Below are 25,724 nucleotides of genomic sequence, written 5' to 3'. Positions count from 1 at the left end.
GCGGGAAAACTGTGCCGTCTCACGCTGGTTCCGGTCCGGAGGCATCAGCGCTCCGCGAGCTTGCAACACTATTCTACCGGCAGCGGCGCGATGGATTGTCCGCCTCCGGACGGGGGTCTGCGGGTTACCGCTTAACTTGCTGCGCGCAAACTGTGTCTTCGCTATGCTTCGGGCAACTCCTTGAATCATGCAAGGGGTTCGAACGCTCTGTTTCTCCTGGTGAGACGGTGTTTTTGGGGGAACATGGTTCGCAAACCATTGAGAGGTGGTAGTCACGTGTTTAAACGCAAGACGAGCAGAGTCAGAAGTTTCGGGGTAGTTGCAACTGCAGTTCTCCTGGCGGTCGGCGGATTCGTTCCGGCGGCCGTTGCGGCGCCCGGGGATGCGCAAACATTTCCGGACGGCCGGTACATCGTGGTGATGGCGAAAGAAGCCGTGGCCGCTTACGACGGCGGAGTCCCCGGACTTGCGCCGACCAAACCGGAGCTCGGGTCCAAGGTCGATGCGGCGGATCCGGACGTGCAGAAGTACCAGCGGTACCTCACCCAAGAACAGCAACGGGTCGCTGGGGCCAAAAATGTGCGGATCGAGAAGAATTTGACCGTGGCGCTCAACGGCTTCGTGGCGAGCTTGACCGGGCAGCAGGCCAAGGAGCTCGCGGCATCGAAAGGCGTGGTGACGGTGGCCCCGGACACGCTGCTGCAACCGGATTCCAGCAGCGCCCAGTGGCTAGGGCTCAGCGGAGGCAACGGCATTTGGCAGGACCAGTACGGCGGATCGGCGAATGCCGGGAAAGGCGTCGTGGTCGGCGTGCTGGACACCGGCTATACCCCCGGCAACCCTTTGGTGGCGGGCAATCAGGTGCAGCCACTGCAGGGCGAAGCAAAAATGGGCGAGCCCTACCGGGACGCGGCCGGCGGCATTTCGATGCTCAAGGCCGACGGCGACACTTTCCGCGGCGAGTGCCAAAGCGGCCAGGGCTTCGCCGGGACCGAGTGCAATTCGAAAGTGATCAGCGCCCGCTACTACGCGGAGACCTATTTGGCGAACACGCTGATCGGAGACCGGGACCCGAAGGAGCTCGTCTCGCCGGTGGACACCAACAACCACGGCACGCACACCGCCGGAACCGCGGTGGGCAGCGAAGGCGTGCAGGTGAACATGCCCGGCCGCAACCCGGATATTGCTTCCGGGGTTGCGCCCGGTGCCAAATTGGCGGTTTACAAGGTCTGCTGGACCACCGGGTGCTACACGTCGGACTCGGTGCAGGCCATCGACCAGGCGGTTTTGGACGGGGTCGACGTGATTAACTTCTCGATCTCCGGCTCCAATACCAGGGTCAACGATCCGGTCTCGTTGGCTTTCCTCTCCGCGGCGTCCGCGGGCATCGTGGTTTCCGCTTCGGCCGGCAACAGCGGTCCGGGAGCCAATACCGTCAACCACGGCGGCCCCTGGGTGACCACAGTGGCTGCAACCACCTGGCCGGATGAGGCGAAAGGGACCTTGGAGCTCGCCGATGGGACCCGTTACCGCGGCTCCTCCATCGCGAGTGCTTCGGTGTTCAACAAGCCTCTGGTCCTGGCCGAGACGCTCGCTCCCGCCGGAGCCAGCGCCTCGAAACTCTGCATGCCCGGGTCTTTGGATCCGGCCAAGACCTCAGACAAGATCGTGGTCTGCGAACGCGGCGTGAATGCCCGGGTGGAAAAGAGCCAGGTGGTCAAGGATGCCGGCGGCGTCGGAATGGTGCTTGGCAATCCGACGCCGAACAGCTCCGATTTGGATGTGCATGCGGTGCCTTCGGTGCACCTGGACGCGCCGGACTACCTGGCGTTGCGCGCCACGTTGGTCAGTGCGCCCGGCCAACCCGGCAACATCGTGAACCGGGACACCTCCGGAAAACCCGTGGACAAGACGCCGCAGATTGCCGGCTTCTCCTCGCGCGGACCGCACAATGCCGCCGGCGGCGATATTTTGAAGCCTGATCTGGCCGCCACCGGAGTCAATGTGCTTTCCGGATTCTCGCCGATCGCGTCGGGGGGAAGCCAATTCGGCTATGCTTCCGGGACGTCGATGGCGGCACCCCATGTGGCCGGCTACGCGGCGATGATTCTGGGCAAGTATCCGACCGCCTCGCCGGCCGCGGTGAAGTCCGCGATGATGACCACCGCGGGGAATGTGCTGAACGCGGACGGCTCGCGGAACACCGACAAGCTCGCGGTCGGTGCCGGTCAGGTCGATCCGCTCAGGTTCTTGAGCCCGGGCCTCTACTTCGAGGCGGGCAACAAGGACTATCTCGGCTATCTCCTGGGACTCGGCTACAACTTGGGCATTGATGGTCTGAGCCCGGTCAAAGCCCGGGATTTCAACCAGGCCTCGGTGGCGGTGGGCAATCTCGACGGCCGGGTGGAAACCAGCCGGACGGCGACCGCGCTCACCCCGGGGGTGTACCAGATCTCGGTGGATACCCCGGGCGTGCGGGTGCGCACGATTCCGTCGATCCTGGTCTTCGAACAGGCCGGTGCCAGCAAAACGTTCAAGATCATCATTGAACGTCCCGGTGGTGCTTCCGGCCAGATCTACAACGGCGACATCACCTTGTCCGGCGCCGGAGTCAAGGTCAAGATGCCGGTTTCGATCCGGAACCGGTAACCCGTGGCAGGCTGGGGCGGGGCTCGGCGGCCCCACCCCAGCCTCGGCGCAGCTGTATAGACAACAGTTCATCTGGCTGTGGCACAATGCCGACCGTGAACCTCCTCGCGCTCGGTCTGGTCCTCGCTGCGGCGGTTGCGCACGCGGTCTGGAATCTCGCTGCCAAAAAAGCCGGTGCCGGGGGCGTGCCGTTCGTCTGGCTGGCCTCGGTCTGCTCGGCGGTGCTCCTGGCGCCCTTGGGCATCTGGGGAGTCCTCGGCAGCGGAGGCCATTGGTTGCCGTGGCTGCTCGGCGGGGCGGTCAGCGGAGTGCTGCACACCGGCTATTTCGTACTCCTGCAGCGCGGCTATGCGCAGGGCGACATTTCGGTGGTCTATCCGCTGGCCCGGGGGACCGGACCGGCATTGAGCGTGCTGTTGGCCTTGCTGGTGCTCGGCGAACGCCCCGGCTGGCCCGCGGTGCTCGGCGCAGCCGTGGTGGTCGGCGGCGTGGTCCTGATTGGGTTGTCCGGTTCGACGCCGACGCCGGCGAAACGTCCATCCCGGCTCGGTGCGGGGGTGCTCTACGGCGTACTGACCGGATTCACCATCGCCGCGTACACGCTCTGGGACGCGCACTCGGTGACCAGCGCCGGTCTCGCGGTGTTCCCGATTTCGCTGATGTGGGGTTCGGCGCTGGCCGAAGTGCTGCTGCTGGCTCCGTTCGCGCTGCGTTCCGGTGGCACCACGGGCAGCAGGGTCCGCAGCGTCTGGTCGCAGAACCGCCGTGAGGTGCTGATCGTGGCGACGGTATCCCCACTGGCCTACGTCCTAGTGCTTTTCGCCCTGCAGCTGGCGCCGGTGGCCATGGTGGCTCCGGCCCGGGAACTATCGGTGGTGTTCGTGACCTTGGCCGGAGCATTCCTGCTGCACGAGGCGGAACCGCGGAAGCGCTTGATCGGGGCGGGGATCGTGGTCGCCGGAGTGGCTCTGATCGCGGTCAGCTGAACCTGCTGCGGCCCGGTGCCGGTCGCCGTTCAGAGACCGCTGTCCGCAGGGCTGCCCAATACCGCAGCGAAGCTGTTCCAGTCCGAGATTTCGCAACCGTCGGTCAACGAGAACGATTTGGCGACTGCCTGGCCCTTGACCGTGCCGGTGACCTGGGCGGTCTGCGGGCCGCCGTATTGCATGGTGCATTGCCGGTTCGGTGCCGTGGGCGAAAAGATCGCCGAACCGAATTTCTGCACCGCAGCGCAGGCTGCTGCCGGGTCGCTGACCGAACTCTCCGGCAGCGGGCTGCTGCCATTGCAGATCAAGGTGGTCGCCTTTGCCGGATCCTCCGGGCCGGCCTTGACCGCGATGGACAAGCCGATATCGGCTCCGGCGGGCAAGCTGATCGCGGGTGCAGGATTGGGCGATCCGGGCAGGCCGGTGCTTGCCGACGGCGGCAATCCCGGCCCGGAAGTCGCAGCCGGCGGGGCGTTCGTCGGGTTGTCGGTGCCCGACGGCGGGCTGGCGCAACCGGCCAACAACGCGGCGCCCGTCAGGATCAGGAGCGCCGAAGCCGCGGGGACACCGTATCGTCCTGTGCTGCTGCGTTTCACGGGACCTCCGTTCGGGATCTTCCCAGCCTAGGCCTGCGGGACCGGGAGTTCCAGCCGTTCCCGCAAATCGTTCAGCAACCGTGACCGCAGACCGGCGGATTCCTCGCTGAAGCCGCGCTGGGCGGCCACGTACTCGGCTTTGCCTTCCGCGGATTCGATAGGGATCGCCGGATAGCCCCAATCGGACAAGTCATAAGGCGCCGCCCGCATGTCCATCGCCCGGATCCGCCAGGAGAGCTCGAAAGCGTCCATCAGCATTTCGCTGGGCAGCATCGGGATGAGTTTGTACGCCCATTTGTAGAGGTCCATATTGGCGTGCAGGCAGCCCGGCTGTTCCATGGTCCGCTGGTTTTCCCGATTCGGCGAGAGTTCGTTCAGCGGGACGGCTTGCGGGGTGTAGAACCGGAACGCGTCGAAGTGCGAGCAGCGGATCCGATTCGACTCCACCACCTGGTCGGTGCCCGCCGCGCCGAGGCGTAATGGCAGGTATTCGTGCCGGATGCCGTTTTCTTCGCTGCGGTAGGCCATCGCCCATTCATGCAGTCCGAAGCAGCCGAACTGAGCCGGCCGGGCCGCGGTTCCGGCCAAGATCAGCAGCGCGAAGTCCAGGGCACTGCGCCGGGCGGCCAGGAACTCCACGACGTCCACGGTCACTGCGGGCTCGGCCGGCTCCAGGCCCAGCTCCTCGCGTTCGCCGTCGTCGGCGGTCCGGTAGAACCGCCAGGCCAAGCGCTCCGCTGCGGCCTCACCGAGCAGGACCACTCCGCTGCCTGGGTGCCAGCGCCGCAACTGGGCCGGTTTGAGCGTGTAATAGGTGAACAGGAAGTCCTCGACCGGGTGTTTTTCGCCGTGCGAGCGCCGTTGCAGGTAAGGCGCAGCGTAGCCGTCCACCCGCTCGGCATGCGTCCGGGCAAGCGGCAGCCACTCGGCTGGGCTGAGCGCGCGGAGCTGGCAAGTCACCCGACCATTCTCCCAGCCCCGGCGGGTTTTCAATACGCCGAGGATATGCCCCGGCTCTTAGGATGGAGTCCATGCTGGTGGTCGAGGACGAGCCTTATATGGCGGACGCCATCCGCGATGGGCTGCGTCTGGAAGCGATCGCCACCGTGCCGGGCGTCGGCTACCGGATCGACCTCGGCCCGGAGGCCGGCGAAAACCGTGGCTAGGAAATCCGGGATGAGCGTCCGGCTCAGGCTCACCTTGAGCTACGCCGGCTTCTTGATGCTCGCCGGCCGGATGTTGGTACCACTTGCCCGGTTGACCAAGGCCACCCGCGAGGCTGCCGGAGGGTCGCTGTCGCACCGGATTCAGCTGGAAGGCCGCAAAGACGAGTTCCGCGCACTCGCCGACGACTTCGACGCGATGCTCGAGCGGATCGAAACGCACGACGCCGAGCAACGCAGGTTCGCGGCCAATGCCTAGCACGAACTGCGCACGCCGTTGGCGATCACCCAGACGCTTCTGGAAGTGGCGCGCAGCGGCCCCGGGCAGGAGAGGTCGGAGCTGCTGGAACGGCTGCAATACGTCAACACGCGGGCGATCGAGCTCACCGAGGCATTGCTCCTGCTGAGCCGGGCCGAGCAGCAGTCGTTCACCCGGGAACCCGTCGATTTGTCGCTCATCGCGGAGGAAGCCACCGAAACGCTGCATGCGCTCGCCGAAAAGCACGGGGTGACGGTCACCACCACGGGAGAGATCACGCCCACCACCGGCTCGCCCACGCTCTTGTTGCAGTTGGCCACGAATCTGGTGCACAACGCGATCGTGCACAATATCCCGGAGCACGGAACCGTGGAGGTCAGCACCGCCGTCGAAACGGATTCGGTGACCCTGATCGTGAACAACACCGGGGTGCAGCTGGCACCGCAGCTGGTGGCGACCTTCACCGAACCGTTCCAGCGCGGCAACGGCCGAATCCAGCTGCCAGGCTCAGTAAACCACCGGTATCCGGTAGGCAGCGGCTGCGGTCTGCCAGCCGACCGCAGCGCGCTCCGCCCCGGAGAGCCCGGAGATCAGTTCCTCGCTCGCCGTCCAGATCCGGGCATAGTCCCCAGCCAGCGTGCTGACCGGCCAATCCGAACCGATCATCAGCCGGTCCGGGCCGAAGCTGGCCAGCAGGCGCTCCACGACCGGGCGCAGATCGCCGATAGTCCAGGAATCCCAGGCCGCCTCGGTCATCAGCCCGGAAAGCTTGCAACGCAGGTTCGGCGCCGTGCCGAGTTCTGCGAGATCCGTGTGCCAGCGGGTCAGCTCGCCGGAGGCGATGGGCGGCTTTCCCGCGTGGTCGAGCACGAAGCCGACGTCGGGCAGCCGGCGCACGGCCCGGGCCGCCATGCCGAGCTGGTCCGGCCGGAGGACCAGATCGAATTGCAGTCCGGCCCGGCCCACGGCCTGCAAGCCGCGCTGGACCGCGGGCCGGAGCAACCAGTCCGGATCGGCCTCGCTTTGCACCTGGTGCCGGATCCCGCGCAGGTATCTGCCGCCGGGCAAAGCGCTGAGTTCGGCGAGCCGATCGACGACGTCGGGCGATTCCAGATCCACCCAGCCGACCACCGCTTGGATGAGCGGTGACCGCTCCGCGATCGCCAAGAACTCCGGAGTCTCCGCCGGCACGCAGACGGTCTGCACCAGAACGCTCGCGTGGACGCCGTTCGCGGCAGCCAGTGATTCGAACTCCTCGATCAGGAAGTCCCGGTCGATTGCCGCCATCTCGGGGCCGCTGATCCAGTCCTGGGGCCGGACGGCCAAATCCCAGAGGTGGTGGTGCGCGTCGATCCTCGGGTTCATCCGATCAGGGTACCGGAGTGCCGAAGGACAGTTGCCAGCCCTTGACGGTGTACGGGGCCAGCACTTCACTGGCCGGCTTGCCGCCGATGCTCGGTTCCGCGGTTCCGGCATAACCGGTCGCGGTGATCGGCAGCTGGGCAGTGCCGTAGCCCCAGATCCCGGATCCGCCGGCGGCGCAATCGGTGCCGGACTTGATCCGCAGGAAACTTCCCGGTGCCAAGGTGACCTGGCGGAGTTGTTCCAGCGAATTGAACGGCGCCAACCGGGAACCATCGCCGGCCCGTGAGGCGGAGCAATCGAGGTAGGTTTCTGCCGGCTGCGGCAGGGCTACCGCTGATTCGCCCCAGAGCGAGAGGGTGGCAAGCTGCACCGGAGCGCGGGAGGCTTTGACCGAGAGCCGGAACTTCTGCGCGGTGACGGTTGCCGGCAAGACCAGGATTCGGGATTGGCCCACCGCACCGGATTGGCCGATTTCCTTCCAGGTTCCGTTCTGCTCCGCCTCGATGGTGATTTTCTCTGCGGTCTGCCCGAAGTTCAGTACATTTTCGGCCAGCGAAATCCGTTTCACCGGCTTCGGCGCACCGAGGTCCACGGTGACGCTGCCGGCGCCGGTCTGGCCGGAACTCCATGAGGTCAACGGATTGTCGTCGGTGAGCGTGCGGACCACGGAGCCGTCCGCGGATACCGCATCCCGGCCACGGGCGAAGTCGGTGGCGTAAGCCTTGTCCCGTTCGGCCTTGAAGTCTTTCAGGGCTTGGACCGAAGCTGCTGAGAACGAACCATTCGTGGTCGGCGGCACGTTCATCAGGAACACCGCATTGCGGCCCACTGATTCTTCGTATTTCTGCAGCTGCTGTTTTCCAGTGAGCGGTTTGTCGTTGGGGTGCGCGAACCAGCCTTGGGTCAATTTGAAGTCGGCTTCGGCGGGCCACCAGTGCAAGGTATTGGCGCCCTGCCTGACGGCGGAGATCAAGCTGGGCCGATCGCCCAGGGCTTGGGCGTCGGTGGGGATGATTTCGGTGAACTTCCCTTTGTCCGCGGGATCGCCCACGGCCAGCGGACTCCACTCATTGTCCGCCCGGGCCTGCCCGGCTTCGTTGCCGACCCAGCGGACGTCGCGGCCGCCTACCGCGACGACGGCATTCGGCTGCAACTTGCCGATCAGGTCGTAGAAGGCCGGGTAATCGTACTTTTCGGTCTTCGCGGTATTGCCGTTCGAGCCGTCGAACCAGACTTCGCTGATCTTCCCGTACTGGGTCAGGATCTCGTAGAGCGTGTTCAGGAAGTAGGCGCCGTAATCAGTCGCCTGGTAGCTGAAGCTGGGCAGGTTGGGCTGGCCGGCTCGGGTGTCCCCGGGGACCAGAGTCGGGATGCTCCGGGTGCTCGGGGCGCTGCCGTTGCCGTACACGCCGCGCACTTCCTGGTTGGAATCCGCCGGGGAGAGGTACAGGCCGACGTCGAGCCCGTACTTCCGGGCCGAATCGGTGAGCTGCTTGACCACATCGCCTTTGCCGTCCAACCACGGTGAGGATGCCACCGAATAGTCCGTGTAACGGCTCGGATAGAGCAGGAACCCGTCATGGTGTTTCACGGTCAGGATGACCCGCCGGAAGCCGGCGTCGGCCAGGCTGCTGACCCACTGGTCGGTATTGACCGGGCCGGTGGGGTTGAAACGCTTCGGATCCTCGGTTCCGTTGCCCCACTCCTGGTTGTAGAAAGTATTGATGCCGAAGTGCACGAACGCGCTCAGCCGGTCGTCCTGCCACTGCCACTGCTGTGCGGTGGGCCGGACCATCGTCGACTTGGTCACGATGTCCTGGTCGCAATCATCGGCGCTGACCGGGATGTAGTTCCCGGGCGAAAGTTGGCTGAGATCGGTGCATTTGCCGCCCGGCCCGGGGCCGGTCCCGCCGTCGCCGAGCACGAAGGCCTTCGGGTCGAAGGCGTCCGGTCCGGTGGTCACCCGGAGTTGCTGCAAGGAGCCGACGAAGCCCCGATTGGTTCCGCTCGGGTGCACTTCGTTGCCGAAACCGAAAGCTTTTTCCCCGCCCGAGACCAGGCCGAAGCCCTTGCTGGCAGTCACCGTGGGCAACTGCTTGCCGTCGAGGATCACGTAGAGCGAGGCGCCGGTGCTGCTGGGCAAGTATTGCAGGGACAAGGTGTGCTTCTGATTGAGCGTCGGGAACGCGGTCGATGCCGAGTTGTTGGTCCATTGGCTGCCATTGGGCGAATTGAATCCGTAGCGCAGCTGCCCGGCTTCGGCCCGGACATAGAAATTGCCGCCAGCGGACAGCAAAGTACTGAGGTTCGCCGGCGTCGCCGTCGGCGTGAATTGCAGCTCCGCGATGAAATTCTTCGTCGCGGTGCCTTGGCCCAGAGTCCAGTCACTGGGCTCGAAACGCAATCCCTGGGTTCCGCCGGAGAGTTTCACCCCGGTACCGACGATTTGTTCTTCGCCGCCTTGGACCCGGCGCAGCGAGCCGCGCAACTGCTCATCGCCAGCAGTGGTGTAAGCGGTGGTGCCGACGAGTGACCCGGCGAAGCGGACCTTCAAGTCGTCGCTCGCCGGCACTGCTGCGGAGCTGTCCGCGACGGCTGGTGGCACCAATCCTCCCAACAGAAGGGCTCCGATGGCCAGTGCCGCGCAGAACCCGGCAGCCCGTCGTCGAACTCGCATCATTGCGCACCCCTTATTCATACATCAGACCTTTAAGAATCAAGAATGAGCTACTGTGAATCAGCTGTCAAGCAATTTAAAAGAGATTTCCTTTTCGGATCTTGCAAGAGGGTGAGCAAATTGATTGAATTCATCTGATGTACATATGAATTTTCCCGTCTTACTTTTAAGGAATCGCATGCCACGAATCGCGCTGCACACCAAGCTCAAACCCGGTATGGCCGCAGATTACGAGCGGGCGCATGCGGTGATCCCGGCCGAGCTAGATCAGCTGCTCCGCCAGCACGGCGTCACCGCCTGGCGGATCTGGCGCTCGGGCGAAGACCTCTTCCACGAAGTCGAGGTCCGGGATTGGGCGCAGTTCAAAGCCGCAATGGCGGCCGAGCCGGTGGACCGGGCGTGGCAGGAGCGGATGAACGTCTTCCTGGACACCACCGAGGGGCAGAGCTACCAGCGCGAGCTCGGCCAGGTCTGGCAGCTGCCGGAGTCCTGAACCCCGGTCCCGCAGCTCAGGAACGCATCCGCGACTGCCAAGACTTGTCCAGGGCGAACTCTTCGGTGTCCAGCTCCAGCAATACGGTACGCATGACTTCCTCATCGAGGTTGCCTTGGTCCCGCTCCTCGATCAGCACCTTCCGGCGCAGTTCGTTCATCTGCCGGCGGGCATCGGTCATGTATTTCGCCATTTGCTGCTGCGGCACCCGGTCCAAGCCGAGCCGGCTCGGCTGCGCGGCGGCAGCGCCGTCGTCGTCGTCCTGCAAGGCCGCCATCCTGGCGGCTGCCGAGCCCTGGATCCGGGCCATCAGTTTGTCCGCTTTGTCTTGACCGATTTTCGCGGCGAGCTTTTCCCAGGTCGGCTGCATTTGTTCCATGGCCACCTTGAAAGTCTTCGACATCAAGGCCTGCTCGGCGGCCAAGTCCCGCGCTTCCTGGTCGGGATCGCTGACTTTGAGCGCTTTGATCACCCAGGGCAGCGTCAGCCCTTGCAACAGCAAAGTACCGATGGTGACCACGAAGGCGATCAGGAAGATCAAATCGCCGGCCGGCCCCAGGGCAGCTTTCGCAGCCGCCGCGGCAGCCAAAGTCACCACCCCGCGCATGCCGGTCCAGGAGACTACGGTCAGATCTTGCCAGCTCATTTCCGGCTCGGCCCGGCCGCGGCGGATCCTGCGCTCCTTGAACACCGGGATCTGTCTGCGGTAGTAGGAGAAGAAGACGTAAGCCGGCCGGATCAGGACCACCACGCCCAGCACGATGAAAGCGACGCCCAGACTGTAGCCCAGCCCGCGCTCGCTGTTGATCGCTTCGATCAGCACGTTCTTGAATTGCAGGCCGATCAGGGCGAAGACGAAGGCTTCGAGCAGGACATCCAACGAGGCCCAGATCGGCTGCTCCTGGAGCCGCATCACATAGCTGGCTTTGGGCGCGTTGTAACCGAGGTAGAGCCCGGCCGCAACGACGGCGAGCACCCCGGAGCCCTGCAGCTCTTCGGCCAGCAGATAGGCCGCGAACGGCACCAGCAAACCGATCACGGTTTCGATCAGCGGATCGTCGATCCGGATCCGGACGAACTGGATCACGAAAGCAATCGCCAAACCCACCCCGACGCCGACCACGATATTGACCAGGAGCAGCACGAAGCCTTGGCCGAAATTCACCTCGGTGTGCTGGTTGAGCCCGGTCAGGAAGAGCGTGAACATGGTCAGCGCCGCAGCGTCGTTGATCAGGCTTTCGCCGGAGAGCACCGTCATCACCCGACGCGGCAGGCCCAGCTTCTTGCCGATCGCGGTGGCCGATACGGCGTCCGGCGGGGCCACGATGGCACCGAGCAGCAGCGCGGCGAGCAACCCGATTTCGCCGATCAGGATGTTCGCGATGCCGCCGACCACCAGGGCCGTGATGATCACCAGCCCGATGCCCAAACGGCGGATTTGCCGCAACGACGTCCGGAAGTCCTGGAACGAGATGTCCAGGGCCGCCGAATACAGCAGCGGCGGCAGGACCAGGGTCAGGATCAGTTCCGGCTCGATCTCGACGTTCAGATTGGGCAGGAAAGAGACCGCGATCGCCACCGCGGTGACCAGCAGCGGCGCCGGCCAGCCGAGTTTCCGGGCCAAAGCGGTCACTGTGAGGGCTCCGACGAGCAGGAGCAGGAGCATTTCCGGATTCAACGGACCTCCAAGGGTCGGGGGCGTGGTCAAACCTCAGCATACTGTCCGCCTCGCGCTCGGAATTCGCGTACCGGAATCCCGGATGCGCATCGAATTCAGCATGCGAAAGGGATTTCCCTTCGCGAAAACATAGGCTGGTCCGGTGATCACCTCGATTCGACTATCCGAAGACCTCGAGCTGCGGCTCCTCGCGGCAAGCGATGCGGCCTCCCTGGCGGCGGCCTACCGGCGCAATCGGGAGCATCTAGCGCCCTGGGACCCGGCGCGCCCGGAGGAGTTCTACACCGAACCGGGTCAAGCCGAACGGATCGCGGGCTTGCTTGCGGGCTACGCTGCCGGGACCACTCTGCCGCTGCTGATCACGAAGGCCGGTGTGGCGATCGGTGCGGTCACGATCAGCGACATCGTCCGGGGGCCCTTCGAGAACGGCCATCTCGGTTACTGGATCGATGCCGCAGAGCAAGGCCGAGGGTCGATGACCAGAGCCGTGAGCGCCGTCATCGGCCTCGCCTTCGGCACCCTCGGCCTGCACCGGCTGCAAGCCGGCACCCTGCTGCACAACACCGGTTCGCAGCAGGTCCTGGCGAACTGCGGATTCCAGCGGATCGGCGTGGCCGAGAAATACCTGCGGATCCAGAACCGCTGGCAGGACAACGTGTTGTTCCAGTTGGTCGCTCCGGGCGACTGATCGCCGGCGGTTGCTGCTAGCGGCCGGTTCCGGCGTACACCGTGGCTTCTTCGGTGCCGTCCAGGTCGAAGGCCTTGTGCACGGCGCGCACTGCGATGTCCAGAAGATCGGCCCGGGTGACCACGGAGATCCTGATCTCCGAGGTGGAGATCAAGTCGATGTTCACCCCGGCGTCGGAGAGCGCCTTGAAGAACTTGAAGGACACCCCCGGATGCGAGCGCATTCCGGCGCCGATGAGCGAGAGCTTGCCGATCTTGTCGTCGTAGATGATGTCTTCGAAACCGACCGCGGCCTGGGCGTCCTTGAGCGCCTGCAGGGCGTCGGCCCCTTCGACCATCGGCAAGGTGAAGGAGATGTCGGTGCGTCCGGAGCCCTGGGTCGAGATGTTCTGCACGATCATGTCGATGTTCGAGTGGGCGGCGGCGATGATTCCGAAGATCTCCGCGGCCTTGCCCGGGATGTCCGGCACGCCGACCACGGTGACTTTGCCTTCGGACCGGTCGTGCGCGACGCCGGAAATGATGGGCTGTTCCAAAGCAACTCCTTGGGACCTGGTGATTTTGTCGTCGGGACTGGGCAGCACCCAAGTGCCTTCGTGATCGCTGAACGAGGACCGGACGTGGATCGGCAAGCCGAAGCGGCGGGCGTATTCGACGCTGCGCAGGTGCAGGATCTTGGCTCCGGAAGCAGCCAGCTCGAGCATCTCTTCGCTGGAGATCCGGTCGATCTTCTTCGCGCTGGGCACCACTCGCGGATCCGCGGTGTACACGCCGTCGACGTCGGTGTAGATCTCGCAGACGTCGGCGTCCAGGGCGGCAGCCAGTGCCACCGCAGTGGTGTCCGAGCCGCCCCGGCCCATCGTGGTGATTTCGTTGGTGCTCCGGCTCATGCCCTGGAATCCGGCAACGATCGCAATGTGCCCCTTGTCCAAGGCGGTGCGCACCCGGTGCGGATCGACGTCGATGATCCGGGCCTTGCCGTGGATCCCGTCCGTGATCATGCCGGCCTGGCTGCCGGTGAACGATTGGGCGATGCGGTTCTGGGCGCTGATCGCCATCGCGAGCAAAGCCATCGAAATCCGCTCGCCCGCGGTCATCAGCATGTCCAATTCGCGGGCCGGCGGGTGTTCCGAAACCTGCGCGGCCAGGTCCAGCAGTTCATCCGTGGTGTCGCCCATCGCCGAAACCACGACGACGACGTCGTTCCCGGCTTGCTGCGTGGCGACCACACGCTGGGCCACCCGCTTGATTCCGGCGGCATCGGAGACGGAGGATCCGCCGTATTTCTGCACGATCAGACCCATGACGGCAGCCAGGGCAAAACGGGGCATCGGAAAAGCACGGAGACTCCTGAGCGAAGGGACAAGATTGTGGCCAGTTTATCCGCCGGCCCGCGTGACGGTGAATCCGCGGCCGAAGATTGCGCAGGAAGTTCTGCGCTGCCGGACCGCCTGAGCCCAGCTCGGCGGCACGCCGACCCTTCCGGTCTCCCGGCAATGCCCCTAGGATGAGCGGAAAGGGGTCGGCACCCGGCTCCTGCCGATGAAGGAGTTTCGACATGGCCGTTCGGCTCAACCCTTATCTGAGCTTCCAAGACACCGCGAAAGACGCGATGACGTTCTACCAGTCGGTGTTCGGCGGTGAGCTCACGATGTCCAGTTTCGGAGAATTCCAGGTGAGCGAAGACCCGGCTGAGCAGGACAAAATCATGCACGGGATGCTCGTGGCGGACAACGGTTTGGTGCTGATGGGGGCGGACACCCCGAACAGCATGGAACTCGGCGCCAACGGCACGTTGTCGCTCAGCGGCGAGGACGAGTCCGTGCTGCGCGGGTATTGGGAGAAGCTCATCGCCGGCGGGGTCGTCGCGATGCCCTTGGAACAGGCCCCGTGGGGCGACTTCTTCGGCCAATGCAAAGACAAGTTCGGCGTGGACTGGATGGTCAACATCACCGCAACCCCGGCCGGCTGAATCCACGCCGCACCCGGCCTGCCTGCGGAGCGCGGGCCGGGTTACTTTCCGGAGCCGGCAGTCAGCCCGCCCACGATGAACCGCTGCAGCCAGAGGAACAGCAGTACCACCGGGATCGCGATCAGCAGCGAGCCGGCCGCGAAAATGCCCAGGTTGTTGCTCCGGTCGCCGGTGATGATCGAGTAAAGCCCGACGGCGAGGGTCTTCACCGAATTATCGGTCAAGAAGATGCTGGCCAACAGAAATTCGCCGATCACGCCGACGAATGCCAGTAGTACGGTCACGGCCAGGACCGGGCGGATCAGCGGCAGGATGATCCGCAGGAAGATCTGGAAATGGCCGGCGCCGTCGAGCCGGGCCGCCTCATCCAGTTCCTGGGGCAAGGAGTCGAAAAAGCCTTTGATCAGCCAGACTTGGCCCAGGGCGCCGCCCATCAGGACCAGACCGTAGCCGGCCAGGGTGTTCAGGCCGACCGCCGGAAGCACATCGCCGATCGCGCCGATCATCGCATACAGCGCAACGATGGCCAAGAACGCTGGGAACATCTGGATCAACAGGATCGCCAACAAGCCGGTCCGCCGGCCCCGGAACCGCATCCGGGAGAAGGCGTAGGCGGCGAGCGTGCTCGCGGCCACTTGGGCCAAAGAAACCACCGCGCAGATCAGCAGCGTGTTCAGGTACCACTGGGCGAAGGGGAATTGCTGGGAGCTGAGCAGCGCGCTGAAATTGTCCAGCCCGAGGCTCGAAGGGATCAGCGATGTGCTCGCCACCGTGCCCAGCGGGTTGAAGGCCGCGGACAGGATGTAGACCACGGGGAACAAGGAAAATACCACTGCGAAAAGCCCGATCAGGTGCCGCCAACCGATCTCCCGCCACCACCGGCCGCCGGTGGGAACCTCGAGACCGTCTTTGCGCACTTTGCTGCGCCGTTTGGCCGGTCGGGTAGCCGTGGGAATGCTCATCGGACGTCCTCCAGAGCTTTGGTGAACCTGAATTGGATGCTGGCCAGAACTGCGGTGACCACGAACAACAACACCGAAATCGCCGCCGCGAAGCCGAAGTCCGCGCCGGAGCTGCCGAAAGCCACCCGGTAGGTGGCGCTGATCATGATGTCGGTGGAGCCGATTTGCGCGCCGTCGCTCGGGAACGGCGCGCCTCCGGTGAGCAGCTGGATGATCGCGAAGTTATTGAAATTGAAGGCGAAGGATGCCACCAGCAAAGGCGCCACCGCGACCATCACCAAGGGGAATTTGACCCGGGTGAACGACTGGAAAGCCGAGGCGCCGTCGATCTTCGCCGCCTCATCGACGTCGCCGGGCAAGGACTGCAGTGCGCCGAGACAGATCAGGAACATGTACGGGAACCCGACCCAGAGATTGGTCAGCAGAATGGCGACCTTGGCCAAGGTCGGGTCGCCGAGCCAATCGATCTGGGCGCCGCCGAGGAAGCCGTTGATCAAGCCGAAATCCTTGTTGTAGAAACTCGCCCAGACCAGGAAGGAAATGAACGTGGGGATCGCATACGGGATGAGCATCGCGGCGCGGTAGTATTTCAGTCCGCGCATCCTGCGTTCGTTGAGGGTCAGGGCGAGCAGCAACCCCAATAGGAACGTGCTGGCCACCGAGACCACCGCGAACACCACGGTCCAGAGAAAGGTGCCGGCAAAAGCGTCGCGCAGCGAGCTATCGGTGAACAACTTCAGATAGTTGCTTGCGCCGACGTACTTCTGCCAACTCTGGTCGAAGGCCGGGCTGCCGTCCGCTCGCACGAAGTAATCTTTGCCGTTGATTTCGCGCACCGGATACAGCTCCCCGGTGGCGCTGTTGCGCATCGAGTCGCTGGCCTGGTCGTAACGGTATTGCTGACTGCCTTCGAATGCGAAACTCAGCCCGACCAGATGGATGCTTTCCCGACCGGACGGGAACTCGGCTGCCGCAAGGGCTTTCCCGGCTTGCGCCACTTGGCGGGGGTCCAAGAAAGCGAAGCCCGGCGCGCTGCGCACGAAGCCGTCTTGGATCTGAGCCTGCGGGGCCGGCTCGGTGCCGTTGGCATCGGCGCGCAGTGCTTCGCCGCTCTTCTGGTCGACGAGGAACAAAGTGAACGGCCCGTCACTGTTCGCAGTGCTGCCGGGAACCGCGATCGACAAGTTGAAATTGCGGGATTCGGGGCCCTGCAAAACTGAGTTCCGTTCGATCGTCTGAATCGTCTCGGCCTTGCTGCCTCTGGTCCCATCCGCTTGATTGGTGGTGGAAATCTGTACCGTGTAAAGAATCGGCACGATCACGAAGACCGCGAGGAAGACGGTTCCTGGAGCAAGATACTTCGCCGGGATCAAGCGTTTTCCGGCGTAAATGACGAACAGGGCGATCGTGGCCAGCCACAGGCCGCCCAGCAACAGCCAGCTTCCGGAGGCCAAGAGCACCGGAGTGGCTCCGATCGCCAACGCGGCGGCGAGGCCCAAACCGAGGATCTTCACGGTCAGTCCGATCACGGAATTCGTGCTGCCCAAGCGCAGCGGAAGTTCCGGGGTGGAGCTTTTCGGTCCGCTTTTCGCAGTGGGCATGGTTCCTTTTCCCCGGATCATCCGATCGCCTTGCGGATCGCGGCGCCGGTTTGTTCGATGGTGCTCTCGGCCGCGGATCCCGCGATGATCGAGGAAAAGGCATTGCCCAACGGCGCCCAGACGGCGTTCATCGCCGGGATCGACGGCAGCGGGACGCCGGTCGCGGCGGATTGCAGGACCGTGGCGATGTTTTTGTCTTGGGCGGAGATCTCATCCGCCAACGCCGACAGCGACGGCGGCAAGGGGTTCGCGTCGTAAAGCTGGCGCTGCGCCTGCGGCGAGGTAAGGATGGTGCGCACGAATTCCTGGGCGAAGACTTTGTTCCGGGCCTTCGATGCCACGTAGAAGGCATTCACGCCGACGAACGGCTGAGCCGGAGCCTTGCCTTCGAACCCCGGGATCAGGCTGGTCGCAAAGGGGAAGCCGGCCTTCGCGACGTCGGCCAGGGCCCACGGGCCGCTGACCATGAACGGGATCTTGCCTTGGGTGAAGAGCGAGATGTAGTTGTCATTGGTCACCGAACGGCTGAAGACCCCGTTGCCGGTTTCGCCGTACTGGGCGATCAGCTTCGCCGCTTCGACGGAACCCGGTTTGCCGATGCCCAGATCTTTCGGATCGGGCGTCCCGTCGGCCGCGGAGCCGAAGATGTAGCCGCCCGCCGAGGAGAACACCGGCTGCATGTGGTAAGCATCGCCAATGGTGCCGACCGGCAGGCTGAGCACCCGTTCCGCGCCCTGGGAGTGCCGGGCCTCCTGGCCGATCGCCACCAGTTCTTCGAAGCTGGCCGGTGCCTGCGGCGCGAGGTTCTGGTTCCGGAACAGCACCAGGGTCTCCATCGAATAAGGCACGCCATAGGCTTGGCCGTTGAACTCGATCGCGGTCATCGCGATCGGTGCGATCGCGGACCGCTGTTCTGCACTGATCAGCACCGGGTCGATCGCGGAGTTCTGCACCAGGTTGCCGATCCAGTCATTGGCGGCCAGCAACACGTCCGGGCCTTTGCCGGCTTGATTGGCAGTGATGAAGTTCGGTTGCAGGTTGGTGCCGACGGTCTGCACCGCCACTTTGATGCCCCAGCGGGTTCCGAACTCGGCCGCGACCGGTGCTACCGCAGCGGCCTTTTTCGCATCTGCCCAGACCACCAGATCGGCGTCGCCCGGTTTTTCCGGGGGAACGGTGGCCGATTCATCTGGTCCGGCCGCGCCGGCTGTGGGATTTGCGGCCGGAGCGGTGCAGGCGGTGAGCGCTGCGGCGCCCGCGGCAAACGTGGCACCGAGGAACATTCTGCGGCGGACCGCTGCCGCTGCGGCATGGCTCTGGTCGATGGCGCTTCCGGCCGCAAAGTTGCTGCCCGGAATCGGGGCGGTTCCAAGGCCGGGGCCCTGGCGGTTCGTCTTCGAGCCGCTTGACATGTGTTGCCTGCTTCGGGTGGGACGGTGATCAGAGTCATGTCACCGTAACAGGCGTTCAGGCCGCGTGCAAGCGTTTGCGCAAAGCCACATCAACGTGGTTTGTGGCAGCCATTTTCCTTGATTATCAGGGGTTTTGCGGCTAATTTCGAGATTGCACCGCCGCGATGCGCCCGGGGCTCGGTCAGCATGTCCCAACCCGTTGACCGGCTCCTCGGCCGACCATGGGGTTGTCCCAGCGGCCTCGCAACCCAGTGGGGTATCGCCGCAGTACGCCGGGCTCAGTTCAAGGCGTTGCGGCGGCCTTCGAAGGCCCGGCCCAAGGTGATTTCGTCCGCGTATTCGAGGTCGCCGCCGACCGGCAGGCCGGAGGCCAATCTGGTCACCGTGATGCCGATGGTTTTGAGCATCCGGGCGAGATAGGTCGCGGTCGCTTCGCCTTCGAGGTTGGGATCGGTGGCGATGATGACTTCTTCGATCTGGCTGTCGTTGAGCCGGCCCAAAAGTTCCCGGATGCGCAACTGGTCGGGGCCAACGCCGGCGATCGGGTTGATCGCGCCGCCGAGCACATGGTAGCGGCCGCGGAAACTGCGGGTCCGTTCGACGGCGATCACGTCTTTGGACTCCTCCACGACGCAGATCACGGTGGGATCGCGACGCGGATCGCGGCAGATGCCGCAGGTTTCCTGTTCCGCGACATTGCCGCAGATGGTGCAGAACTTCACCCGTTCTTTGACGGTGACGATCGACGCGACCAGCCGTTTGATGTCTTCCGGATCCGCCTCGAGGACATGGAATGCCAGGCGTTGCGCTGATTTCGGGCCGATTCCGGGCAACCGCCCCAATTCGTCGATCAGTTCTTGGACTGCGCCTTCGTACACTGTCTGTTCTGCTTCCCTAGGATCCGCGCGGCAGGCCCGGGAGGATGCGCTGTACCTGGCCTGCCGGGCTGCTGTTTCAGTTCTTGCTGCTGGGGCGTTCTTCGATCAGTCTGCCACCGAGGATCCGTTCCACTGCGGCCCGACCCACCAACCCGGACTCCTCAATGGTCTCATCGTCGGCACTCGGGATGTCCTCGACATAGGCTTCCGGCTCCGGCGCTGCTTCGGGAGCCGCTTTCTTGGCCTGTTCGCTCAACCGTTGGTAGAGGCTGGTCTTGCCGGGTCCCTCGGGTTGCTCCGCTGCCGATGGTGCGGTTTCGGCAGGAGCGGACGAGGACCCTCCCGGGGTTGCCGGCGCGGCCGGAGCCGCCGGATCGGCGGCGCCGCTGATCCAATCCGGCGCTGCCGAAATCTCGCCCCAGCCGGGTTCGGCCACCGGGGTGGCGCGGCTCGGCGCAGTGGGCTGGGCCGTCGGCGCGGGCGCTGCGCTTGGTTCAGCCGGGCGGCGCCAGATCTGTTCCCGCGGGTCGTCCTCCGGAGCCGGTGGTTCCTCTGGGAAGCCGCCCTCGTCGACCGGTGGCGGAACGTCGTCCGGTGCCGACGGCTCCGCCGGTTCAACCGGAGTGCTCAGGCCTTTTGGGTTTGGTTCAGAGCTCGCTGTGCTGTTGAAGGCCGCCGGAGCACTGGCCCCGGCGGTTGCGGAGACCTGGCAATCCAGGCCGAGCGTCGCTTTGATCGCGGAGCGCAGATTCTCGGCGTGCTCGCCGCGGCTGAATGCGGCAGCCAGGCCATCGGTGCTGAAGGCCAAGGCCAAAGCGCCGCCGGTGAAGCTCTGCGGTGTCGAGTTGGGGGCGATGAGCGCCCAACTCGAGCGTTTGATCTTGCTCAGCTGGTCCAGGACATCCGGCCAGGCACGGCGGATCATTTCGATGCCCTGCGCGGAACCAGGGGCATTGCCGGACGCCGGGCCCGCAGCGGGTGCCGGGTCGGCAGCGGGCGGGGGAGCCGGCGTCGAGGTGGCCGGAGCGGATGGCGCGGCTGTCGAATCCGCCGGCTCCGAGGCGATCGGAGCCGGGGTTGCCGATTCCCGGGGTTGCATCGGGATGCCCCAGTCGTCCAACTCGGTCGAAGCTGCCGGTGCGGCAGGTGTCGCCGGTGCCGGCTCAGCCGGTGGCTGCGGCTCTTGGCGCACCGGCTGAGCCGCGACCGGACGCGAGTCCGGCGCGGCAACCGGAACCTCGGCGGCCAGAACTGCGGCCGCCGGCGCGGAGGCGACCGGTGCTGCCGACCGTGGCGCAGCGGGGTTGCTCGCCGGTTGTTCGCGTTGCGGTGCCGGCTGCGCGGCCGCGGGTGCCGCATCGGCGGGAGCGGTCCCCGCATAGGAGAGCCGCCGTTCGATCCGGTCCACCCTGGCGGCCATGCCGCGTTCGCTTTGTTCTGCACCCGGGAGCAGCAAGCGGGCGCAGAGCAGCTCCAAATGCAGCCGGGGAGAGGTGGCTCCGGTCATTTCGGTCAATGCAGTATTGCTGACATCGGCCGCCCGGGAGAGTTCCGCCCGGCCCAGTTGCGCGGACTGGTTCTGCATCCGGGCGATTTGGTCGTCCGGCATGCCGCGCAGGATCGCCGGCGCGCTTTCCGGCATGGCCTGCACGATGATCAGGTCGCGGAAGCGTTCCAACAGGTCTTCCACGAAGCGCCGCGGGTCCAGCCCGGTCTGGATGATGCGGTCTACCGCTCGGAACACGGTAGCTGCGTCGGCGGCGGCCAGGGCGTCCACCACATCGTCGAGCAACGAGGCATGCGTATAGCCGAGCAGCGAAACCGCGAGCTCGTAATCGAGGCCTTGTTCACCGGCGCCCGCCATGAGCTGGTCCAGCACGGAGAGCGAGTCCCGCACCGAGCCGCCGCCGGCCCGCACCACCAGCGAGAGCACCCCGGGCGCGACCTTGACGTGTTCCTGGTCGGACAGCAACTGGAGGTAGGCCATCAAAGGCTCCGGCGGCACCAAGCGGAAGGGGTAGTGGTGGGTGCGCGAACGGATCGTGCCGATGACCTTGTCCGGCTCGGTGGTCGCGAAGATGAACTTGATGTGCTCCGGTGGCTCTTCGACGATTTTCAGCAGCGCGTTGAAGCCGGCACTGGTGACCATGTGGGCTTCGTCGATGATGAAAATCTTGTAGCGGTCCCGAACCGGGGCGAAGGTAGCGCGTTCCCGCAAATCCCGGGCATCGTCGACGCCGCCGTGGCTGGCCGCGTCGATCTCGATCACATCGAGGCTGCCGGGGCCGCCGGTGCGCAGTTCCACGCAGCTGTCGCACACGCCGCAGGGCGTGTCCGTGGGGCCCTGGGCGCAGTTCAGGCAGCGGGCCAGGATTCTGGCCGACGTCGTCTTGCCGCAGCCGCGCGGGCCGGAGAACAGGTAGGCGTGATTCACCCGGTTCTTGCGCAGCGCCGCCATCAGCGGTTCGGTGACATGGCCCTGCCCGATCACGTCCGCAAACGTGTCCGGCCGATACCTGCGATAAAGAGCTGTGGTCACGTAGAAACCCTACCGTCCGGCGCCGACATTGTTAGTACCGTGCCCCGGCGCCGGGCGGACCAGCCAAGCCTCACGGGGCAACCGGGCAGGATCGAATTCGGCCAAGGCGGCCGGCAATGCGGGCGGCAAGCCGAGTGAACCGAAGATCAGGCCGAGCGCTGCATCGCGGCCGACGTCGGCCAGGGTCACCGCGCCGTCGCGCTTGGCCAGACGTTGCCCGGCCGGGTTCAGGGCAAGCGGGACATGGGCGTACCCGGGAACCGGATAACCCAGCAGCGAAGCCAAATAGGCTTGGCCCGGTGCCGCCGCCAGCAGATCGTCGCCGCGGACTACTTGGTCCACGCCCTGCAGCGCGTCGTCGACGACCACTGCGAGGTTGTAGGCGGTGACGCCGTCGTTCCGGAGCAGCACGAAATCATCCACCGGGCCGCGGAACTCTCCGTGCTGCCGATCGTGGATCCGGAATTCCGCGACGTCGCTGCGCAACCGCCAGGCGGCCGGGCGTTCGCTCCGTTTCCGGGCCCGCTCCGTTTCGCTGAGGCTCCGGCACGTGCCCGGATAGCGCCCCGGCGCTTGGTGCGGCGCACTCGCGGCCTCGGCGATGTCCCGCCGGGTGCAGAAGCATTCGTACAACCGGCCCTGCCCGCGGAGCCGGTCGAGGGCTTCGCGGTACCGGGCGACCCGGTCGCTCTGCCGGATCGGGGCTTCGTCCCAGTCCAAGCCGATCAGCGCCAGGTCCCGGAGTTGCTCGGCCTCCGCCCCGGCACGGGCCCGGTCCAGGTCTTCGATCCGGAGCAGGAAGCGCCGGCCGGTGCTGCGGGCGAAGAGCCAGGCCAGGATCGCGGTGCGCAGGTTTCCCAGATGGAGTTCGCCGGATGGGCTGGGCGCGAATCGGCCGGCCCCAGAATGGAGCCCTGGAAGATCTGGCATGGCGCTCCTAGAACGTAAGGACCCCTCGTGCACCCGCCAGAGCCCGCTTACCCTTGCTACCTTCCGGTCCTGGGGGAGTTCACAGGGTGACGCCGCACGAGGGGCTGCCGTCCATTCTACTGGATCCGAGCCGGTGGTTCGAACCGGGTCGCAGCCGGTGATTTCGTGGCGCTGTCCGCTTCGGGTATTCTGGAGTCTGCTCTTCTCTGGCTTGCCTTTGGCGGCCGATGGAAAGCAGCCAAGGAGGATTCGCCTAGCGGCCTATGGCGCACGCCTGGAACGCGTGTTGGGTTAACGCCCTCGGGGGTTCAAATCCCCCATCCTCCGCCGGAGAACGCCCCGGAGCCATTGCGGCCCCGGGGCTTTTTCGTGTCATGCCGCGTTTCGGATAGCCATTTGCGTTTCGGATAGCCATATGGGCGTCAAAAGGTTAACCAAAAGCCAAACGGCTATCCGAAACCGAGGATTGCTTGGTCGAAAACCGGTCAGCTCAACACGAAATCCGATACGGCAAACCGCCTTTTTCGGCAGCCCAGCCCCTTCCCGGCAGATTGCCGAGCGGGCTTTGCGGGGTGAAGCACACGGTGCTCAGACCCTCGGAACTCAGGTGGGCCGTGGCTTTGCCCAAGTCGGTGCCGAGCACAGCGGTCTGCGAAACGGCGTCCAGGGTGGCCTTGCCGCCCCTGATCACGCCGGTGACGTCTGCCTGGTTGAGTTTGATGCCGAAGACCCGCAACACTGACTTGCCCAGGACCTTGACCGTCGGGTCGGAGATTGATCCCGGTTGGTTCAAAACGGCAATTGGCCCGATGGTCGCCGATTGCGCGGTGCCGCAGAGAATACCGGAAACGACGAACTGGGTTGGCACCAGCGGGGTGGGGATTTTGAAGAACACGTCCCCGCCGAGTGAGGCGCTGAGCGGAGTCACCGCGCCGCATTGCGGATTCACCATGGCACCCAGGCCGACTTCGGCGCTCGGCGATATCCCTAACACTCCGAAAGGAGTCTGCGGGCCGAGTACCACGCCCAATTCGCCGCGCGCACCGAGCGGGTCGATCCGGGCGCCGGCCCCGATGGTCTCAACGCTGAATGGCAAGGGTACGCCAACGCTGGCTCCGACCAATCCGGCCAAGCTCCCGGTGAGCCCTGATAAGACCGAAGATTTGTAGATCTCGGCGTTGAAGCCCTTCGGACCGTCGCGCCAAGTCTTGCCCCAAATCAAGCTGAACTTCCACTCGCCCACGGTCTTTCCGTAGCTCAGCAGCGAATCCGAAGCTGCCGGATCCTGGTTTTTGATCAGTTCCGGGTTGAAGCTCCCATCGATTTGCCAGTGGTTTCCGCTGATCGGATCGTCCACCCGGTGCAAACTGGCTTTCGCTACCGGGAGTATGCCCAGTACTGCGGAACTGGGATCGACTCCGAAGACCGGGCCGGTAAAAGTGATGTTCGTCGAGGAAAATTCCAAGGCGAACTGTGTGGGATCCGGTTGTCCCTTGCCCGCAGTATCGTTTCGCGAAGCCAGCATCAGGCTCACTCCGGTATCCGGCCGCAGCCCGGTGGCGTCGGAAAGGTTGCCGATCGCGGCCCCGGAGCTACCGGCGCGCTGCGCGAAATATTGCAGGTCGGCCCGGCCCAGCGCCGTCGAACCGGCACCATCGGAGTCCAGCGTGATGGTCCAGTCCCGGGGCGCTGCGGGAGCGAGTTCGCGGAAGAAGTCGTCGGCGGCGAAGATACTCGAAACGTCCGGAATCGCGGCCTTCTGGCTTTTTACGCTGAAATCCAGGGCCTGCGGATCGGTCGAAACCGCAGCACCGCCCCAGGTCACCGTGGTTTGCGCCGCGCCGCGCACGATTTTGCCGCCCTTGGTGTCCAGCACCAAGCTGCTGCCCGGTTCCGGAGTGAGTGCGAAACCACCGATCACGACCGTGGACTCGGTGCTGATGGTGTTGTCCTGACTGCTGAAACAACCGGTCGCTTGGGCCAAGCCCACGATGGCTGATTGATCGCAACCGGTGGCGGCGGATGCCGTAGTGACGGGAAGCGCGACCAGCAACAGCGCGGCTGCGCCGAGAGCGCCGATACTTGATGACAAACGAGCTCTGAACATCTGCCTATCCCCAATTCATAGTTGACGTCGAGCAACGTTGTACTCCCGTATCCTGAAAATCAGATGGGAATTTCAGGTCCTGGCCGGACCGGCGCCGGGGCTAGAATGGAGGCCTCCACAATGGCGTATGAGGCGGTTGATCCCGATGCCCCAGCAGGATATGAACGAGTTCGACAACCCAGTGACCCGCGCGGCCCGCTACCGGGCCAGCCAGGAAGCGCAGGCAGAATCCGGAGCGCCCGCTGAGGCGGAAATTCCGCCCTTCCGGCCGGATGACGTTGCGGCCCGGGCCGACGCTGCAGTTGACCTGGCTGTGGCCCGGGGCGATTTCGACAATCTGGCCTACGCCGGCAAACCGCTTCCGGCGATGGGTGCCAACCTGGACCCGGATTGGTGGGTCCAGGGGCTGATCCAACGGGAGCAACTGACCGGTCTGGGCCCGCCGGCGATCATGCTCCGCAAAGAAGACGCCGAGCTCGACGCCGAACTGGACAAACTGCCGACCGAAGGCCAGGTCCGGGAATTGCTCGAAGACTTCAATGCCCGGGTGGTCGATGCTCGGCGGCAGCTGCTCGGCGGCCCTCCGGTGGTGACGAAAGTCCGTGACATCGAACAGGAGATCCTACGCTGGCGGGCGCGACGGGCTGCGGCCAATCCGTCCCCGGTGCCGGCGACGGGCCGGAGCCGGCGGAAAACCGGTCCCGGGATCTGGGCCAGATGGTTCCGGCGGGAGAAACTCCCAGGCCGCTTCCATTGAAGCAATGAAACAA

General features: G+C 65.1%; 20 protein-coding genes, 1 tRNA gene, 1 other RNA gene and 2 pseudogenes. 10 read left to right on the top strand and 14 right to left on the bottom strand.

Annotated features, from left to right (window positions below):
• The first annotated feature begins 243 nt into the window (after positions 1–243).
• Entirely contained in the window at positions 244–2,649 is a 2,406-nt protein-coding gene (locus JOE69_RS08410) for a S8 family serine peptidase (protein ID WP_309797770.1), read from the top strand.
• Between the two features lie 86 nt (positions 2,650–2,735).
• Positions 2,736–3,635 carry an EamA family transporter gene (locus JOE69_RS08405; protein WP_309797767.1) on the top strand — a complete coding sequence of 300 codons (900 nt, stop codon included), beginning with the start codon at positions 2,736–2,738 and terminating at the stop codon, positions 3,633–3,635.
• A gap of 29 nt (positions 3,636–3,664) precedes the next feature.
• On the opposite strand, the gene JOE69_RS08400 is transcribed toward JOE69_RS08405, so the two are convergent.
• Positions 3,665–4,231 carry a YajG family lipoprotein gene (locus JOE69_RS08400; RefSeq protein WP_309797764.1) on the bottom strand — a complete coding sequence of 189 codons (567 nt, stop codon included), beginning with the start codon at positions 4,229–4,231 and terminating at the stop codon, positions 3,665–3,667.
• A 27-nt stretch (positions 4,232–4,258) separates the two neighbouring features.
• A complete protein-coding gene (locus JOE69_RS08395) occupies positions 4,259–5,191 on the bottom strand; it encodes a 3-methyladenine DNA glycosylase (RefSeq protein WP_309797761.1) in 933 nt (310 codons plus the stop codon).
• Positions 5,192–5,262: 71 nt separating this feature from the next.
• Between JOE69_RS08395 and JOE69_RS08390 the strand changes: the two are divergent.
• The 3 genes and pseudogenes from JOE69_RS08390 to JOE69_RS17860 form a co-directional block, all read left to right on the top strand.
• Positions 5,263–5,334, top strand: a pseudogene (locus JOE69_RS08390) (response regulator transcription factor); the annotation flags it as partial.
• A 73-nt stretch (positions 5,335–5,407) separates the two neighbouring features.
• A complete protein-coding gene (locus JOE69_RS08385; RefSeq protein WP_309797759.1) occupies positions 5,408–5,653 on the top strand; it encodes a HAMP domain-containing protein in 246 nt (81 codons plus the stop codon).
• A 45-nt stretch (positions 5,654–5,698) separates the two neighbouring features.
• A pseudogene (locus tag JOE69_RS17860) lies at positions 5,699–6,085 on the top strand (sensor histidine kinase); the annotation flags it as partial.
• Positions 6,086–6,160: 75 nt separating this feature from the next.
• On the opposite strand, the gene JOE69_RS08375 reads toward JOE69_RS17860, so the two are convergent.
• Complete coding sequence (locus JOE69_RS08375; protein ID WP_296362942.1) at positions 6,161–7,018, bottom strand: amidohydrolase family protein; 858 nt, start codon at positions 7,016–7,018, stop codon at positions 6,161–6,163.
• Between the two features lie 4 nt (positions 7,019–7,022).
• Positions 7,023–9,623, bottom strand: coding sequence for an alpha-L-fucosidase (locus JOE69_RS08370; protein ID WP_309797755.1), 2,601 nt, complete (start codon positions 9,621–9,623; stop codon positions 7,023–7,025).
• A 250-nt stretch (positions 9,624–9,873) separates the two neighbouring features.
• Here JOE69_RS08370 and JOE69_RS08365 point away from each other — a divergent pair, with 250 nt between their 5' ends.
• Positions 9,874–10,188: an L-rhamnose mutarotase gene (locus JOE69_RS08365; protein WP_296362945.1), complete on the top strand. Its 315-nt coding sequence runs from the start codon at positions 9,874–9,876 to the stop codon at positions 10,186–10,188.
• 16 nt (positions 10,189–10,204) lie between these two features.
• Here the strand turns inward: JOE69_RS08365 and JOE69_RS08360 are convergent, their stop codons facing one another.
• On the bottom strand, positions 10,205–11,854 hold the full coding sequence (locus JOE69_RS08360; RefSeq protein ID WP_309797752.1) for a cation:proton antiporter: 1,650 nt from the start codon (positions 11,852–11,854) through the stop codon (positions 10,205–10,207).
• Positions 11,855–12,008: 154 nt separating this feature from the next.
• On the opposite strand from JOE69_RS08360, the gene JOE69_RS08355 reads away from it, so the two are divergent.
• On the top strand, positions 12,009–12,554 hold the full coding sequence (locus tag JOE69_RS08355; protein ID WP_309797750.1) for a GNAT family N-acetyltransferase: 546 nt from the start codon (positions 12,009–12,011) through the stop codon (positions 12,552–12,554).
• Positions 12,555–12,570: 16 nt separating this feature from the next.
• On the opposite strand, the gene JOE69_RS08350 is transcribed toward JOE69_RS08355, so the two are convergent.
• Positions 12,571–13,857, bottom strand: coding sequence for an aspartate kinase (locus JOE69_RS08350; RefSeq protein ID WP_309801216.1), 1,287 nt, complete (start codon positions 13,855–13,857; stop codon positions 12,571–12,573).
• 254 nt (positions 13,858–14,111) lie between these two features.
• Here JOE69_RS08350 and JOE69_RS08345 point away from each other — a divergent pair, with 254 nt between their 5' ends.
• Entirely contained in the window at positions 14,112–14,525 is a 414-nt protein-coding gene (locus tag JOE69_RS08345) for a VOC family protein (protein WP_309797748.1), read from the top strand.
• 41 nt (positions 14,526–14,566) lie between these two features.
• Here the strand turns inward: JOE69_RS08345 and JOE69_RS08340 are convergent, their stop codons facing one another.
• The 7 genes from JOE69_RS08340 to ffs form a co-directional block, all read right to left on the bottom strand.
• Positions 14,567–15,487: a sugar ABC transporter permease gene (locus JOE69_RS08340; protein WP_309797746.1), complete on the bottom strand. Its 921-nt coding sequence runs from the start codon at positions 15,485–15,487 to the stop codon at positions 14,567–14,569.
• Positions 15,484–17,088: an ABC transporter permease subunit gene (locus tag JOE69_RS08335; protein WP_309797744.1), complete on the bottom strand. Its 1,605-nt coding sequence runs from the start codon at positions 17,086–17,088 to the stop codon at positions 15,484–15,486. Before JOE69_RS08335 ends, JOE69_RS08340 begins: the two co-directional genes overlap by 4 nt.
• A 17-nt stretch (positions 17,089–17,105) precedes the next feature.
• A complete protein-coding gene (locus JOE69_RS08330) occupies positions 17,106–18,500 on the bottom strand; it encodes a sugar ABC transporter substrate-binding protein (RefSeq protein WP_309797742.1) in 1,395 nt (464 codons plus the stop codon).
• A gap of 278 nt (positions 18,501–18,778) precedes the next feature.
• The gene (recR, locus tag JOE69_RS08325) at positions 18,779–19,378 is read right to left on the bottom strand and encodes a recombination mediator RecR (protein WP_296362960.1); all 600 of its coding nucleotides are present in this window, start codon (positions 19,376–19,378) and stop codon (positions 18,779–18,781) included.
• A gap of 76 nt (positions 19,379–19,454) precedes the next feature.
• Positions 19,455–21,917 (bottom strand): DNA polymerase III subunit gamma and tau, encoded by a 2,463-nt coding sequence (locus JOE69_RS08320; protein ID WP_309797739.1) that lies wholly within the window; start codon positions 21,915–21,917, stop codon positions 19,455–19,457.
• Between the two features lie 9 nt (positions 21,918–21,926).
• Positions 21,927–22,847, bottom strand: coding sequence for a tRNA glutamyl-Q(34) synthetase GluQRS (gluQRS, locus tag JOE69_RS08315; protein ID WP_309797737.1), 921 nt, complete (start codon positions 22,845–22,847; stop codon positions 21,927–21,929).
• Between the two features lie 13 nt (positions 22,848–22,860).
• Positions 22,861–22,956, bottom strand: an RNA gene (gene ffs, locus JOE69_RS08310) — signal recognition particle sRNA small type.
• Between the two features lie 133 nt (positions 22,957–23,089).
• Here ffs and JOE69_RS08305 point away from each other — a divergent pair.
• A tRNA-Ser gene (locus JOE69_RS08305) sits at positions 23,090–23,174 on the top strand.
• A gap of 163 nt (positions 23,175–23,337) precedes the next feature.
• On the opposite strand, the gene JOE69_RS08300 is transcribed toward JOE69_RS08305, so the two are convergent.
• Positions 23,338–24,954: a hypothetical protein gene (locus tag JOE69_RS08300; protein ID WP_309797735.1), complete on the bottom strand. Its 1,617-nt coding sequence runs from the start codon at positions 24,952–24,954 to the stop codon at positions 23,338–23,340.
• Between the two features lie 145 nt (positions 24,955–25,099).
• Here JOE69_RS08300 and JOE69_RS08295 point away from each other — a divergent pair, with 145 nt between their 5' ends.
• A complete protein-coding gene (locus tag JOE69_RS08295) occupies positions 25,100–25,711 on the top strand; it encodes a DnaJ family domain-containing protein (protein ID WP_309797733.1) in 612 nt (203 codons plus the stop codon).
• The last annotated feature ends 13 nt before the right edge of the window (positions 25,712–25,724 follow it).

This window comes from Arthrobacter russicus (genome assembly GCF_031454135.1).
Classification (GTDB): domain Bacteria; phylum Actinomycetota; class Actinomycetes; order Actinomycetales; family Micrococcaceae; genus Renibacterium; species Renibacterium russicum.
This window is presented reverse-complemented; position numbering and strand designations above follow the sequence as displayed.

Excerpts from the sequence above, each read along its gene's own strand:
- JOE69_RS08330 (WP_309797742.1), bottom strand. The coding sequence starts at position 18,500 with ATGTCAAGCGGCTCGAAGACGAACCGCCAGGGCCCCGGCCTTGGAACC.
- JOE69_RS08340 (WP_309797746.1), bottom strand. The coding sequence starts at position 15,487 with ATGAGCATTCCCACGGCTACCCGACCGGCCAAACGGCGCAGCAAAGTG.
- JOE69_RS08410 (WP_309797770.1), top strand. The coding sequence starts at position 244 with ATGGTTCGCAAACCATTGAGAGGTGGTAGTCACGTGTTTAAACGCAAG.
- JOE69_RS08375 (WP_296362942.1), bottom strand. The coding sequence starts at position 7,018 with ATGAACCCGAGGATCGACGCGCACCACCACCTCTGGGATTTGGCCGTC.
- JOE69_RS08295 (WP_309797733.1), top strand. The coding sequence starts at position 25,100 with ATGCCCCAGCAGGATATGAACGAGTTCGACAACCCAGTGACCCGCGCG.
- JOE69_RS08335 (WP_309797744.1), bottom strand. The coding sequence starts at position 17,088 with ATGCCCACTGCGAAAAGCGGACCGAAAAGCTCCACCCCGGAACTTCCG.
- JOE69_RS08350 (WP_309801216.1), bottom strand. The coding sequence starts at position 13,857 with ATGGGTCTGATCGTGCAGAAATACGGCGGATCCTCCGTCTCCGATGCC.
- JOE69_RS08405 (WP_309797767.1), top strand. The coding sequence starts at position 2,736 with ATGCCGACCGTGAACCTCCTCGCGCTCGGTCTGGTCCTCGCTGCGGCG.
- JOE69_RS08385 (WP_309797759.1), top strand. The coding sequence starts at position 5,408 with ATGAGCGTCCGGCTCAGGCTCACCTTGAGCTACGCCGGCTTCTTGATG.
- JOE69_RS08345 (WP_309797748.1), top strand. The coding sequence starts at position 14,112 with ATGGCCGTTCGGCTCAACCCTTATCTGAGCTTCCAAGACACCGCGAAA.
- JOE69_RS08360 (WP_309797752.1), bottom strand. The coding sequence starts at position 11,854 with ATGCTCCTGCTCCTGCTCGTCGGAGCCCTCACAGTGACCGCTTTGGCC.
- gluQRS (WP_309797737.1), bottom strand. The coding sequence starts at position 22,847 with ATGCCAGATCTTCCAGGGCTCCATTCTGGGGCCGGCCGATTCGCGCCC.
- JOE69_RS08300 (WP_309797735.1), bottom strand. The coding sequence starts at position 24,954 with ATGTTCAGAGCTCGTTTGTCATCAAGTATCGGCGCTCTCGGCGCAGCC.
- JOE69_RS08365 (WP_296362945.1), top strand. The coding sequence starts at position 9,874 with ATGCCACGAATCGCGCTGCACACCAAGCTCAAACCCGGTATGGCCGCA.